The sequence below is a fragment of the Micromonospora sp. NPDC052213 genome (assembly GCF_040679695.1).
In the GTDB taxonomy this organism is placed as follows: Bacteria; Actinomycetota; Actinomycetes; order Mycobacteriales; family Micromonosporaceae; genus Micromonospora.
Genome location: NZ_JBFAVI010000203.1, coordinates 1 through 11,695 on the forward strand (window position 1 = coordinate 1; position 11,695 = coordinate 11,695).

At 74.4% G+C, this 11,695-nt stretch carries 13 protein-coding genes; 4 read left to right on the forward strand and 9 right to left on the reverse strand.

Annotated elements, in window-relative coordinates:
• Positions 1 to 91: 91 nt before the first annotated feature.
• Positions 92 to 499 carry a hypothetical protein gene (locus AB0L34_RS30015; RefSeq protein WP_357465024.1) on the reverse strand — a complete coding sequence of 136 codons (408 nt, stop codon included), beginning with the start codon at positions 497 to 499 and terminating at the stop codon, positions 92 to 94.
• 282 nt (positions 500 to 781) lie between these two features.
• Between AB0L34_RS30015 and AB0L34_RS30020 the strand changes: the two genes are divergently transcribed.
• Entirely contained in the window at positions 782 to 1,171 is a 390-nt protein-coding gene (locus tag AB0L34_RS30020) for a hypothetical protein (RefSeq protein WP_357465022.1), read from the forward strand.
• A 76-nt stretch (positions 1,172 to 1,247) separates the two neighbouring features.
• On the opposite strand, the gene AB0L34_RS30025 is transcribed toward AB0L34_RS30020, so the two are convergent.
• Positions 1,248 to 2,201, reverse strand: coding sequence for a sporulation protein (locus AB0L34_RS30025; protein ID WP_350712648.1), 954 nt, complete (start codon positions 2,199 to 2,201; stop codon positions 1,248 to 1,250).
• A gap of 273 nt (positions 2,202 to 2,474) precedes the next feature.
• On the opposite strand from AB0L34_RS30025, the gene AB0L34_RS30030 reads away from it, so the two are divergent.
• On the forward strand, positions 2,475 to 3,437 hold the full coding sequence (locus AB0L34_RS30030; protein WP_357465018.1) for a TIGR03557 family F420-dependent LLM class oxidoreductase: 963 nt from the start codon (positions 2,475 to 2,477) through the stop codon (positions 3,435 to 3,437).
• Positions 3,434 to 4,291 carry an alpha/beta hydrolase gene (locus AB0L34_RS30035; RefSeq protein ID WP_363708599.1) on the forward strand — a complete coding sequence of 286 codons (858 nt, stop codon included), beginning with the start codon at positions 3,434 to 3,436 and terminating at the stop codon, positions 4,289 to 4,291. The genes AB0L34_RS30030 and AB0L34_RS30035 overlap by 4 nt, the downstream gene beginning before the upstream one ends.
• 145 nt (positions 4,292 to 4,436) lie before the next feature.
• Here AB0L34_RS30035 and AB0L34_RS30040 read toward each other — a convergent pair whose 3' ends face one another.
• The 7 genes from AB0L34_RS30040 to AB0L34_RS30070 form a co-directional block, all read right to left on the reverse strand.
• Positions 4,437 to 5,189, reverse strand: a complete 753-nt coding sequence (locus AB0L34_RS30040) for a hypothetical protein (RefSeq protein ID WP_363708601.1) — start codon at positions 5,187 to 5,189, stop codon at positions 4,437 to 4,439.
• Between the two features lie 116 nt (positions 5,190 to 5,305).
• Positions 5,306 to 6,109 carry an endonuclease/exonuclease/phosphatase family protein gene (locus AB0L34_RS30045; protein ID WP_363708604.1) on the reverse strand — a complete coding sequence of 268 codons (804 nt, stop codon included), beginning with the start codon at positions 6,107 to 6,109 and terminating at the stop codon, positions 5,306 to 5,308.
• Positions 6,110 to 6,117: 8 nt separating this feature from the next.
• Positions 6,118 to 7,608, reverse strand: a complete 1,491-nt coding sequence (locus AB0L34_RS30050; protein ID WP_363708606.1) for a phosphatase PAP2 family protein — start codon at positions 7,606 to 7,608, stop codon at positions 6,118 to 6,120.
• 78 nt (positions 7,609 to 7,686) lie between these two features.
• On the reverse strand, positions 7,687 to 8,688 hold the full coding sequence (locus AB0L34_RS30055) for a YihY/virulence factor BrkB family protein (protein ID WP_363708608.1): 1,002 nt from the start codon (positions 8,686 to 8,688) through the stop codon (positions 7,687 to 7,689).
• The gene (locus tag AB0L34_RS30060) at positions 8,681 to 9,682 is read right to left on the reverse strand and encodes a diacylglycerol kinase family protein (RefSeq protein ID WP_363708610.1); all 1,002 of its coding nucleotides are present in this window, start codon (positions 9,680 to 9,682) and stop codon (positions 8,681 to 8,683) included. Before AB0L34_RS30060 ends, AB0L34_RS30055 begins: the two co-directional genes overlap by 8 nt.
• 109 nt (positions 9,683 to 9,791) lie before the next feature.
• Positions 9,792 to 10,370 (reverse strand): Clp protease N-terminal domain-containing protein, encoded by a 579-nt coding sequence (locus tag AB0L34_RS30065; RefSeq protein WP_350712656.1) that lies wholly within the window; start codon positions 10,368 to 10,370, stop codon positions 9,792 to 9,794.
• Positions 10,370 to 10,606: an HTH domain-containing protein gene (locus AB0L34_RS30070; RefSeq protein ID WP_089001290.1), complete on the reverse strand. Its 237-nt coding sequence runs from the start codon at positions 10,604 to 10,606 to the stop codon at positions 10,370 to 10,372. Before AB0L34_RS30070 ends, AB0L34_RS30065 begins: the two co-directional genes overlap by 1 nt.
• 141 nt (positions 10,607 to 10,747) lie before the next feature.
• Between AB0L34_RS30070 and AB0L34_RS30075 the strand changes: the two genes are divergently transcribed.
• Positions 10,748 to 11,530, forward strand: a complete 783-nt coding sequence (locus AB0L34_RS30075; RefSeq protein ID WP_363708612.1) for a PP2C family serine/threonine-protein phosphatase — start codon at positions 10,748 to 10,750, stop codon at positions 11,528 to 11,530.
• Positions 11,531 to 11,695: the final 165 nt, after the last annotated feature.

The following is an 11,695-nucleotide window of genomic DNA, read 5'->3' on the forward strand; positions in this document are numbered from 1 at the left end:
GGTACCCCGTGCGGGGTACCGGCCAGCGGCGTCTTCACGTCCGACGTCCAGTGGAGCCCGCATACGCCGGTGGGGCCGCGACGGGGTTCCGTCACTCTGTGGTGAAGTTGCCGACCTGGCTGGCGGTGCTGGACTGGTCGCTGGTGGAGCCGCCGGCGGGGGTGCTCATGCCGCCGGTGGTGGCGTCGCCCGTGGTCGTGGGGGCCACCTTGCCGGGGTGCCGCTCGGGCTGCCGGGCCAGCCGCCGGGCGCTGGCCGGGCCGGCGGTGCCGCCGGTCGTGGTGATCGCGCCCTGCCCCCGGGTGGGGCCCCCGTCGCGCAGCACGTCCGGGTCGACCGGGACGTGGGCCGGGTCGTCCGGGTCCTCGTCCTGGATGACCCGCTGCACGTCGGTGCGGGGCACGGTCACCTCGTCCAGGACGCCCTCGCCGTACACGCCGCCGGCGATCCGGTCCTCGGCCCGCCGGGCGGCGTCCTGTCGCATGTCGTCCTCACGCACGTCCATCACCTCACAGAAGTGTCGGTCCGGGTGCGTGCCCGGCGACCGCCCCGGCAAACCCGCACCGCCGGGCCGGCCGGCGGGCGGCGTACCCCGTCCGTGGCGCGCCCCGCGCGGCCCGGCGGACCGGATTTTTCCCGGCCGCCGGTCGGTGTTACTGCCCCCGCGGGGTCGGGTAGACGGCGGGTGCCCTCGCCATGAACGCGAACCGTGCCGTGGCCGAAACGCGGTAGCGGGGGGAGGGAATGCAGGTACGACTCATCGCATCCTGAGGAGGACAAGATGAGCACGCAGGCTGCATCCACCAGGCCGATGAACCGGCCGGTGCAGGAAGCGCCCAACCGGGCCATGCAGGACCGGGCCATGCAGGAGACGCCCACCCGCCCGATGCCGATGGTGCCCGACGGGCGTCGGGAGGCCATGCAGGCACCCGGTACCGAGACCAAGCCGGCGCTGCGGACCACCGAGTTCTGGGTCTACATCGCGGCCGTGATCGGCGTGCTGGCCGCCTCGCAGCTGGTCGGGAAGAACTCGGCCGGGGTGGACATCTTCCGGGCCCCCAACGCGTGGTTCATGATCACGCTGCTGACCCTCGGCTACCTGGGTAGCCGTGGTCTGGCCAAGGCCGGCAGCAACTGGCGCAGCAGTGAGGAGCGCAAGGCCCGGCACTGACCGGGTACGCGCGCCACAACACGCGGTGGCCTCCGGGGCGTACGTCCCGGAGGCCACCGCCGTGTGTGGTCTGGTCCTACTCCTCGAAGCCGCCGAAGTCCTCGGCGAAGTCGCCCTCGATCGCGTCCTCGATCATCTCGCCGGCGACCATTCCGCCGACAAGACCGAGCGCGGCGCCCGCGACCACGCCGCCCATACCGGGACCCCGGCCGTGCCCGTGGCCGTGGCCGCCGAAGCCCTGCGCGCGCAGGCTGCCGTAGCGCGAGGTGGTCTCGCGCAGCCAGCCGTCGACGACCTGGACCCAGTCCGTCCGGTCGGCGTCCGCGTACGAGACCCGGTAGTGGCCGAAGGCGTCGTGCCCGGCGGTGAGGAACCCGCCGCGCTTGTCGCACTCCAGGATCACCTCGACGCCGTGCGGGCTGGTGACGAAGGTCAGCTCGACCTCGTTGATGGTCGACGCGTACTGGGGCGAGGCGAAGAACTCGATCTCCTGGTAGAACGGCAGCGTCTGCTGCGTGCCCCGGATGTGGCCGCGTTCCAGGTCGGCGTGCTTGAAGCGGAACCCGAGCTGCTGGAACGCCTCCAGGATCCGCTCGTGCACCGGCAGCGGGTGCACGTTGACCTGGTCGAGGTCGCCCTTGTCCACCGCCCGGGCGATCGCCAGCTCGGTGCGCAGCCCCATCGTCATGCCGCGCAGCCGCTGGCCGTACACGTCGGTGATCGGGGTCTCCCACGGCACCGGGAGCTGGAACGGCAGGGAGAGCTGCTGCTTCGGGGCGAGCTGGAACGCGCCGCTGACCGGCAGCCGGTGGAACTCCATGATGCCGGCGTACTCGGTGTCGCCGCCCTCGATCTCGACCCGGGTGACCAGGCTGACGACGACCTGCTCGACGTTGGCCGGGGCGTCGCCACCGACCAGGTTCACCTGGCCCTCCAGGGTCAGGCCGGGTCGGGTGTTCGGGTTGGTCAGGACGGTGTCGACGCTCGGCCCACCCACACCGAACGCGCTCAGCATCTTCTTGAAGACCATCGGAACTCCCGCAGGATCACGCCGCACTCCACCCTGGAGCGGGTCGTTGACTGCTCGGACCCTATCCGGCACCGCTGTGAAGTGCCTGTGAGGGCACGCCGTCCTGCGGTCGCCCTGACCACGAGCCTGCCCGAGCAGCGCTACCTGACCATGCGCGCCGCCCGCTCCCCCGCCGGCCGCGAGGGTTGATCGGCGCCGCCGGGGGTATCCGTGGATGATCCGCCTGGTCCGGTCGCCGAGCCGGGCGGGAAGACGGCTCGGAAGGAGAACGCCATGGTCACCGTCGGCTACACCCTGTTGTGCGAGCAGGCCGGCCCCAAGCACCTGGTCGACTACGCGGTGCGGGCGGAGGCGGCCGGCTTCGAGCAGCTCGTCATCTCCGACCACTACTACCCGTGGCTGGACTCGCAGGGCCACTCCCCGTACGCCTGGTCCGTGCTCGGCGCGGTCGCGCACGCCACCAGCCGGGCGGAGCTGATGTCCTTCGTGACCTGCCCGATCCGCCGCTACCACCCGGCGGTCGTGGCGCAGAAGGCCAGCACCGTCGGGGTGCTCTCGGACGGCCGGTTCACCCTCGGCCTCGGCGCGGGCGAGAACCTCAACGAGCACGTGGTCGGCGGCTGGCCGCACGTGCAGCAGCGGCACGAGATGTTCGAGGAGGCGCTCCAGATCATCCGGCCCCTGCTCAACGGGGAGACGCTGACCTTCTCCGGCAACCACTACGACGTGCCGGACGCCTACGTGTGGGACCGGCCGGACCGCCCGGTGCCGATGGCGATCGCCGCCTCGGGCCGGCAGTCGGCCACCCTCGCCGCCGAGTACGGCAACGGCATCGTCGCCACCGAGCCCGACCCGCACATCATCGAGATGTACGAGGACGCCGGCGGCGTCGGGCGGCCCCGCTACGGGCAGGTGGCCATCTGCTACGGCCCTGACGAGGCGGAGTGCCGCAAGATCGTGCACGACCAGTTCCGCTGGTTCGGGATGGGCTGGAAGGTCAACGCGGACCTGCCCGGGCCGGAGTCGTTCGCCGCCGCCACCCAGTTCGTCCGCGAGGAGGACGTGGCCGCGGGGATCTCCTGCGGGCCCGACGTGGACCGGCACGTCGAGGCGTTCAAGAAGTTCGTCGACGCGGGCTTCACCCACGTGGCGATCGTGCAGGTGGGCGGCGAGACGCAACCCATGTTCCTGGACTGGGCGCAGGAGCAGTTGCTGCCGAGGCTGCGCGAGCTGTGAGGATCTCGCCGACCCGGCGGCCCCGGGTGACCCCGCCCGGCCGGTTCGGACCGGCCGAGTTGCGCCTCGCGCTGGCCGCGCCGCGCCCGGCCGCCGGCCTGACCAGCGAGTGGCGGCTGGTCGACGGGATCCGTACGCACACCCGCCGCACGGCCGGCCCGGGCACCGGCGCCACACCCGTCGTGCTGGTGCACGGGCTGGCGGTGTCCCACCGCTACCTGACCCCACTCGCCCTGGCGCTGGCCGACACCCACCCCGTGTACGCGCCGGACCTGCCCGGCTTCGGGCTCACCGAGCGCCCCGGCACGGCGTACGACGTCGCCCGGCACGCCAGCCACCTGGCCGCCTGGCTCGCCGCGTACCGGATGCCGCCGGTCTGCCTGCTGGGGCACTCGTTCGGCGCGGAGGTCGTCGCGGCGCTGGCCGCCCACCGGCCCGACGCGGTCCGGGCCGTGGTGCTCGCCGGGCCGACCGGCGACCCGGCCGCCCGGTCCCGGCGGGGACAGTTCGGGCGGTGGCTGGTGGACGCCCTGCGGGAGGCGCCGTTACAGGCGCCGATCCTGCTCCGGGACGTCGTGGACGCCCGCCCCTGGCGCGTCCACGCGACGCTGACGCACTCGGTACGCAACGGTGTCGAGGCGGACCTGGTCCGGATCACCGCGCCGACCCTGGTGGTCGCCGGCTCCCGGGACCCGGTGGTGCCGGCGTCCTGGCGGTCGCAGGTGGGCCGGCTGGTGCCGCACGCCCGCACGCTCACCGTGCCGGGCGCCGCGCACAACGTCGCGACCACCGCGCCGGCGCAGGTCGCCGGCGCGATCCGTGCCCTGCTCGCCCCGTCCCTGACGAACAGGTGATCACATGCGCATCGGCAACACGGAGATCCGCCCCGCCGGCGGTGGCCTCGGCTGCCTCCTGATGATCCTCTTCTCGATCGTCGCCTCGATCGTCCTGACCGTCCTCCTCAACCTGGTCCTGTGACCGCCGTTCGCCCGCCCGGGGTCAGCGGCGCAGGCCGAGGGTGGCCAGCACCTCGCGGGTCGCCTGGCGGACCGGGTCGACGACGCTGCCGCGCAGCCAACGGGCGACCGGCGACACCGTCGCCCGCCACGCGGCGGCGACCGCCCGGCCCACCGGGCGCGCGGCGTGCCGCCACAGCCAGCCCGCCGCGAGCACGAACGGCCGCAGGGTGAGCGCGTAGCACCACCACAGCAGCCGGCCGGTCATCCGCCACGCCCACGCCGCCGCGTCGAGCAGCACCCGGCCGGCGGCCAGCAGCCACCGGCCCAGCGCGGCGAGCCCGGCCGCCAGCAGGCGCCCGAGCGGGGCGAGGAGCCGGGCGAGCCAGCTCAGCGGCAGCCAGACCAGGTGGTACGCCAGCCAGGCCAACGGCACCCACACCACCGTCCGGGCCAGCCAGGCCAGCCCGCGGGCGAGCCACACCAGCGGCACCCACACCAGCGTCCGGGCCAGCCAGGCGATGCCGCGGGCGAGCCACACCAGCGGCAGCCACAGCAGGTGACGCAGCAGCCAGCCGACCGGGCGCAGCAGCCAACGGTCCAGGAACCGACCGACCGGCGCGAGCAGCCAGCGGTGCAGCCACCCGCAGACGGCGGCGACCAGCTCCCAGGCCAGCCGCACGGGCACCACCACGACCAGCGCGATCCCCCGGGCGACGGCCACGACCAGCGGCGCGGGCTCAGAAGTGGCGGGTGTTCCGGTGGCACGCGGAGCCGGGCCGGGCGAGTCGATCACCGGCACACGGTAACCAGCCCCGGCAAGCACCCGGCGGCGGGCGCGTCGAGGCGACCTGCGGGGCGGCCGGGTGGCCGACGGGGCAGCCGGGTGACCAGATGACCGACCGGGTGGGCTCAGGCCGGGTCGAGGGCCAGGTCCGCGACGAGCGGGTAGTGGTCGGAGGCGTACTCGGTGTCGCCGCCCCGGACCACCCGGCAGTCCCGCACCCGGGCGGCCAGCGCCGGGGTGCCGAACAGGTAGTCCAGCCGCATGCCGGAGAACTCCGCGCCGCCGCCGTGCCGCGTCGGCGCGGTCAGCCCGGCGTCGGGCGTGCCGGCCGCCGCGTACAGGTCGACCAGGCCGACGGCGAGCAGTCGGGCCACCGCCCGGGTGTCCACCGTCCGCCCGTCCCGACGCAGGTGACGGCGGCGGTACGCGGCGGGGAGCCGGGCGATCCGGTCGGTGTGGTCGGCGACGGGGTCGAGGGTGTTCAGGTCCCCGGCCAGCAGCGCCAGCTTCCCCGGCGTACGGCGCAGCGCGGCGGCGGCCCAGCCCGCCTCGACGCGCCGGCGCAGCCCCGAGTAGGGATCGAGGTGGACGCTCAGCACGGTCAGCGGGCCGGCGTCGGTCGCCACGGTGACCCGCTGCGCGGCGTGGTGGAACGGCCGGCGCACCCGGGCGGCGGCGAGGGCGCGCAGCGGCGGCCGGAGCAGCACCGCCACCGGCTGGCCGAAGCAGGAACGGGCGAGGTGGGGCCGCATCCCCACCCGGCCCGCGAAGTCGCCGAGCACGTCGCCCGAGTCGAAGTCCCGCAGTTCCTGCAGGGCCAGCACGTCCGGCCGCTGCGCGGCGACGACCCGCGCCAGCCGGTCCCGGCGGTCGGCGCCGCCCCGGTCCCGGCCGCCGGTCCGGATGTTCCAGCTCATCACCCGCAGCATCGGCGCCGTCAGTCCACCCGGGCGGCCTTGGCCAGCTCGTCGTCGAGGGTGTGCACGTCCTCGGACTCGATGCTGGGCCGGTTGCCCTCACGCAGGTCCTCGTTGGGGCGGACGACCCAGTAGAGCAGCCCGATCCAGAGGGTGGTGAGGATGATCGCGCCCATGACGTCGGTGGGGTGGTGCATCCCCCGGTACATCCGGGAGATCGCCACGCCGGCCGGCATCACCACCGCCAGCGCCACGAAGATCCACCGCCACCACCTGTCCGTACGCGGGACGACGATGATCGCGACGGCGACCCAGACGCAGAGCGTGGCGGCGATGTGGCCGGACGGGAACGAGGAGGTCGGCATCGGGCCGTCGAGGTTGCCCACCGGCGGGCGCGGCCGGTCGACCGCGGCGGCGGAGGCGAGGAAGAGGCTCAGCTCGCCGAACATGGTCAGGGCGACGAACAGCACCGGCCGCCAGCGCCGCCACACGGCCAGCACGAGCGGGCAGAAGACCAGCGAGATGAGCAGGATGGCGTGCGTGTCGCCGGCCTTGCTCCACCAGTGGCTGAGGTCGTCCCGGTCGGGGGTGCGGTGCTCCGCGAACCACCTCGGCACGTCGGTGTCGAGGGTGGCGAAGAGGGTGCCGCCGGCGTGGTAGCTGACGAACATGCCGAAGCCGTAGAGCGCGCCGAGGACCAGCACCCAGCCGACGACCACCTCGAACACGGCCGCCCGGGGGTGCGGCAGCAGGTGCGCCTCGTCGGGGGCGGGGGCCACCTCGTGCGCGGCCTCCGGCTCCAGCCCCTCGGTCAGCGCCGGGACCGGCCGGCCCCGCTCCAACCGCCACAGCCGGAAGGCGTACGCGGTGACGCCGAGCCAGGCGGCGCCGAGCAGCCAGGCCCCGAGCACGTCGGAGACGAAGTGCACGCCCAGCGCGATCCGGGTCAGCCCGATCAGGAACACGACGGCGGCGACCAGGACGATCGCGGGTCTGCGCCATCGGCGCGACATGGCCGGCAGGAAGACCAGCAGCAGCGCCCCGTACGCGACCATCGAGCCGAGCGCGTGCCCGCTGGGGAAGCTGTCCCCGGCGTAGCTGCCGATCGGCACCTCCACCTCGGGGCGCAGCCGGTCGACCAGCGTCTTGAGCGCCGGGTCGAGGATCAGCGCACCGAGACCGGTGACGATCAGGAACACCGCGAGCCGGCCCTGCCGGCGGATCAGCAGGCCGACCACGGCGACCGACACCAGCCAGACGATGACCGCCCGACCGCCGAGGTCGGTGAGCGCGTTGAGCACGGTCACCAGCGGCCCGTGCGGGGCGACCAGGTCGTTGAGCCAGGCGGCCACGCCGTGGTCGACGTCGTACAGCGGGGTCCACCGGGTCCGGACCAGGACGAGGAGCACCCCGAAGCCGACCCCGGCGCCGAGCACGACCGCCAGGCCGGCGAGCGTCCGCTCGGTGAAGTGACCCAGGGGTCGACGCAACGCCTCTTTGACCACGGCCACGGCAGCCTCCCTCTCGCTCCTGGCGTGCCGCAATACCCGATCGGCGCTCCGCGTACACCGGAGGGTGTCCGAAACGGACTAGAGGGAGGTCATGTCGCCGGTGTCGTGGAGCTGGTCGCGCTCGGCCTCGGGCTCCCAGAGGTCGGGCTGGGCCGGCTCGCGCACGCCGATCCGCAACGCCTCCAACTGGGCGGCGAAGGAGAGCCCGCCGAAGAGCGCCATGCCGGTCAGGTTCGCCCACAGCAGCAGCGCCATCATGCCGGTCAGCGCGCCGTAGGTCTGGCCGAACCCGTCGCTGAACCGCACGTACGCGGCGAGCAGCAGGCTGGCCACCCACCACAGGACGGTGGCGATCCCGGCGCCGAAGAAGAGCCAGGACAGGCCGGGTTGGTTGCGGCGAGGCGCGTGCCGGAAGAGCACCGCGACGGCCAGGACGGTCAGCCCGAGACTGAGCGGCCAGCGCACCACGTCCCAGACGCCGTTGGCGAGTTCGCCCCAGGCGTAGTGCCGCTGCACCGAGTCGCCCATCGGGCCGCCGCCGACGAGGATCAGGAACCCGGTCAGCGCCGGTACACCGGCGGTGAGGGCGAGGACGGCGGCGCGGACGTACTTCCACAGCGCCGGGCGGTCCCGTTCCACGCCGTAGATCCGGTTGGCCCCGCGCTCGATCTGCGCCATCGTGCTGGTCAGCGCGACCAGGCCGGTGATCAGGCCGAGGCTGAGCGCCAGCTCCCCGGCGCGTTCGGTGCGGTCGCCCTCGCCGAGCAGCTCGGCCACCACCGGCTCGCTCGCCCCGGGGGTGAGTGCGAGCACCGTGTCGGCGACGACCTGGCCGCCCTCCTCCACGCCGAGTTCGCTGATCAGGCCGGTCAGCGCGATCATGAACGGCACCACGGCGAGGCACAGTTGCAGCGCGAACGCGCGGGAGTGGCTGAAGCCGTCGCCGTAGCGGAACCGGATGAAGGCGTCCCGCAGCAGGTGCCAGCCGCCCTGCCGGCGCAGCGTGTGCCAGGCGTCGTCGGCGCTGAGCTCCTCGTCGGGCATCAGCCGGGTCTCCGGCACGATCCGGGTGCTACTCACTGTGCGCCTCGTCGATGAGCTGCTCGCCCCGCTCTCCGGCCGCCTGCGCGTCCTCGGCCAGGTCGGGGGCCTGCGCGGGCTGCGGCACGCAGAGCCAGAGCGCCCGCCGCCGGATCTCGGCCTTCAGGGTGCGGCCCGGCTCGATGAGGTCGCCGTCGAGCTCCCGGGGCTGGGCCCGGTTGCTGGTGATCTCCACGCGCCGGCCCCGGAAGACCTCCATCCGGGGGACGCGGTCCTGCCGGCGTACGACGGCCCAGCCGAGCGCCAGCCAGTGCCGCAGCGTACGCGGGGTGAGCACGGCGACGTCGAGGTAGCCGTCGTCGGGCTCGGCGTCGGTGAGCAGGCGCACCCCGCCCTGGAGGCGCCCGACGTTGGCGATCAGCACGGAGCGGGCCCGCCGGCGGATCGGCTGCTGGTCGTCGATGCGGATGGACACCTTCATCGGCCGGTCGCGCAGGTGCTTGGCGGCCCCCACCACGTACGCCGGCCAGCCGATCCGCTTCTTGGTGGTCTCGGAGGTGTCGGCGAGCATCTGGGCGTCGAAGCCCATGCCGGCCATCACGGTGAAGTAGTGGTCCTCGACCGCGCCGACGTCGAGCAGCCGGCGGCCGCGCTCGACGGCGACCTCCAGCCCGGCGGCCAGGTCCCCGGAGAGTCCCAGGTTGGCCGCGAGCAGGTTGCCGGTGCCCTGCGGGAGTACGGCGAGCGCGACGTCGGTGCCGACCAGGCCGCTGACGCAGGACATCACGGTGCCGTCGCCGCCGCAGGCGAAGACCACGTCCACGCCGGCCTCGACCGCCTTTTCGGTCTGGCCACGGCCCGGGTCCTCCACCGTGGTCTCGAACCAGAGCGGCTCGGGCCAGCCGGCGGCGGCCAGGGCGTCGTGGACCGTCCGGTGCAGCTCGTCGAGGTCGGCCACCTTCACGGGGTTGACCACCACGGCGGAGCGCAGGCCACCGTGGTGGGCCGCGCGCCTGTCCTGTCGAGGATCCACGGCGCCAGTGTGCAGCAGATCCGACGCGGCAGCGAGCCGGCGACGCGGTGACGTTACGCGCAGCGGAAACAGGTTTACGATCCCGCCCCGGGTCGCCGGCTCCGGAGGCTCAGGCTGCCGCCCGCAGCGCGGTCTCCACCCGCCGGCGCAGGTCGTCCAGGTCGGCCCCGGCCTCGGTGAGCACCAGCGCGCCCAGCCCCCGCCCCTCACGGAGCACCCCGAGCAGGATGTGCTCGGTGCCGATGTGGCGGTGGCGCAGCCGCAGCGCCTCCCGCAGCGACAACTCCAACACCTTCTTGGCGCGGGAGGAGAACGGCCCGCCCGCGTACCGTCGGCGGCCCCAGCGGCGGCGCGGCGCCGGCGCCGCCTCGCGCAGCGCGTCCGGGCCGAACGACTCCTCGATCCGGGCCACGATCGCGGCCAGGTCGATGCCGATCTCCCGCAGGGCGGCGGCGTCGGCGTCGGCGAGGCCGGTGCCGCCCCGCTCGGTGTGCCGGCGGACGCGGGCCCGCAGGTCGTCGGCGCGGACGCCGGCCTCGGCGAGCACCCGCGCGGCGAGGCTGTCCCCGTCGGCGAGGAGGGCGAGCAGCAGGTGCTCGGTGCCGACCGGCCGTTGGCCCTCGGCCCGGGCCTCGTCCCGGGCGACTCGCACGACGGTGCGGGCCCGGTCGGTGAACCGTTCGAACATCACGCCTCCCAGGAGGATCCGACCGCCGGTCGCCCGGCGTGCTTCTTGTGGACCGCCTGCCGGCTGACCTCGAGCTCGTCGGCGATCTCCTGCCAGGACCAGCCCTGTCGACGGGCGTTGTCCACCTGGACCACCTCGAGCCGTTCCAGCAGCCGGCGCAGCGCGCGGACGGCGCGCAGCCCGACCCGGGGGTCGGTGCTGCCGGCTGCCGCGGCGAGTTCCGTTGCCTGACTCATGTCGTCAACTTACGTTGACACCCGCCATCCTGTCAACCCATGTTGACACCCGGGTTCGGCTCGCCCGGTGCTACCGTCCGCCGGTGTCCAGCCTTCGCCCGCCGGCCCGCCGAGGTTCCCGTGCCCGATGCCGAGGTCCCCGTGTCCGATGACGTTCCCGCGCCCGCCGAGCCGCGCCGCCATCCGCTCGGCGGGATCACGGTGGAGGCCGTCGGCGGCAGCGTCGTCGGCAACCGCTATCCGGCCAACTTCGACGTGCTGCACGTCGACCCGGCCCTGCCGTTCGCGGCGGTGGCCGACGGGATGGGCGCCGGCGAGGGCAGCCGCCGGGCCGGCACCACGGCGATGGGCACCCTGGTCGCACAGGTCCGGGCCGCCTGGCCCGACGTCGGCCCCCGGCAGTTGCGCGCCGCCGTGGCCGGCGTCCAGTCGGCCGTACGCGCCGCCGGCACGGGCCTGGCGGAGCTGACCGGCTGCACCCTGACCGCCCTGCTCGTCGAGCCCGACGGCGGCCAGGGCTGGCTCCTCCAGCTCGGCGACTCCCGCGCGTACCGGCTGCGCGACGGCCTGCTGGAGCTGATGACCGTCGACCACACGGCGGCCTGGCTGGGCGTGCTGCACGGCTGGTACCCGGCCGACTCCCCCGCCGCCGCCCGCGCCCGCTACCAGCTGACCCGCTACGCGGGGCACCCGGGCGAGCCGGAGGCGGACCTGCTCGCCGTGTCGCTGCGCCCCGGCGACGTGTGGCTGCTCTGCACCGACGGGGTCAGCGACCAGGTCGACTACCACCTGACCCGGGAGCTGCTGGCGGCACCACGACCGGAGGAGGCGGTCCGGGACCTGCTCGGCGCCACCCTGGAGGCCGGCGGCGACGACAACGCCACCGCCGCGGTCGTCCGGGTCCACGCCGCCACGCCCCACTGACGTGAAGACGCCGCTGGCCGGTACCCCGCACGGGGTACCGGCCAGCGGCATCATGCGCCTGTGTGTCAGTTGTTCCAGTGCTCGGCGACGAGGTCGGCGGCCTGCTGCTCCCACTGGGCGTAGTGGTCCGGGTACGCCGACACCTGCACGGTCTGCGCGGCCTGG

Bases quoted from the DNA above. Each gene is read 5' to 3' on its own strand.
- AB0L34_RS30065 (WP_350712656.1), bottom strand. From the start codon at position 10,370: ATGTTCGAACGGTTCACCGACCGGGCCCGCACCGTCGTGCGAGTCGCC.
- AB0L34_RS30030 (WP_357465018.1), top strand. From the start codon at position 2,475: ATGGTCACCGTCGGCTACACCCTGTTGTGCGAGCAGGCCGGCCCCAAG.
- AB0L34_RS30025 (WP_350712648.1), bottom strand. From the start codon at position 2,201: ATGGTCTTCAAGAAGATGCTGAGCGCGTTCGGTGTGGGTGGGCCGAGC.
- AB0L34_RS30020 (WP_357465022.1), top strand. From the start codon at position 782: ATGAGCACGCAGGCTGCATCCACCAGGCCGATGAACCGGCCGGTGCAG.
- AB0L34_RS30045 (WP_363708604.1), bottom strand. From the start codon at position 6,109: ATGCTGCGGGTGATGAGCTGGAACATCCGGACCGGCGGCCGGGACCGG.
- AB0L34_RS30070 (WP_089001290.1), bottom strand. From the start codon at position 10,606: ATGAGTCAGGCAACGGAACTCGCCGCGGCAGCCGGCAGCACCGACCCC.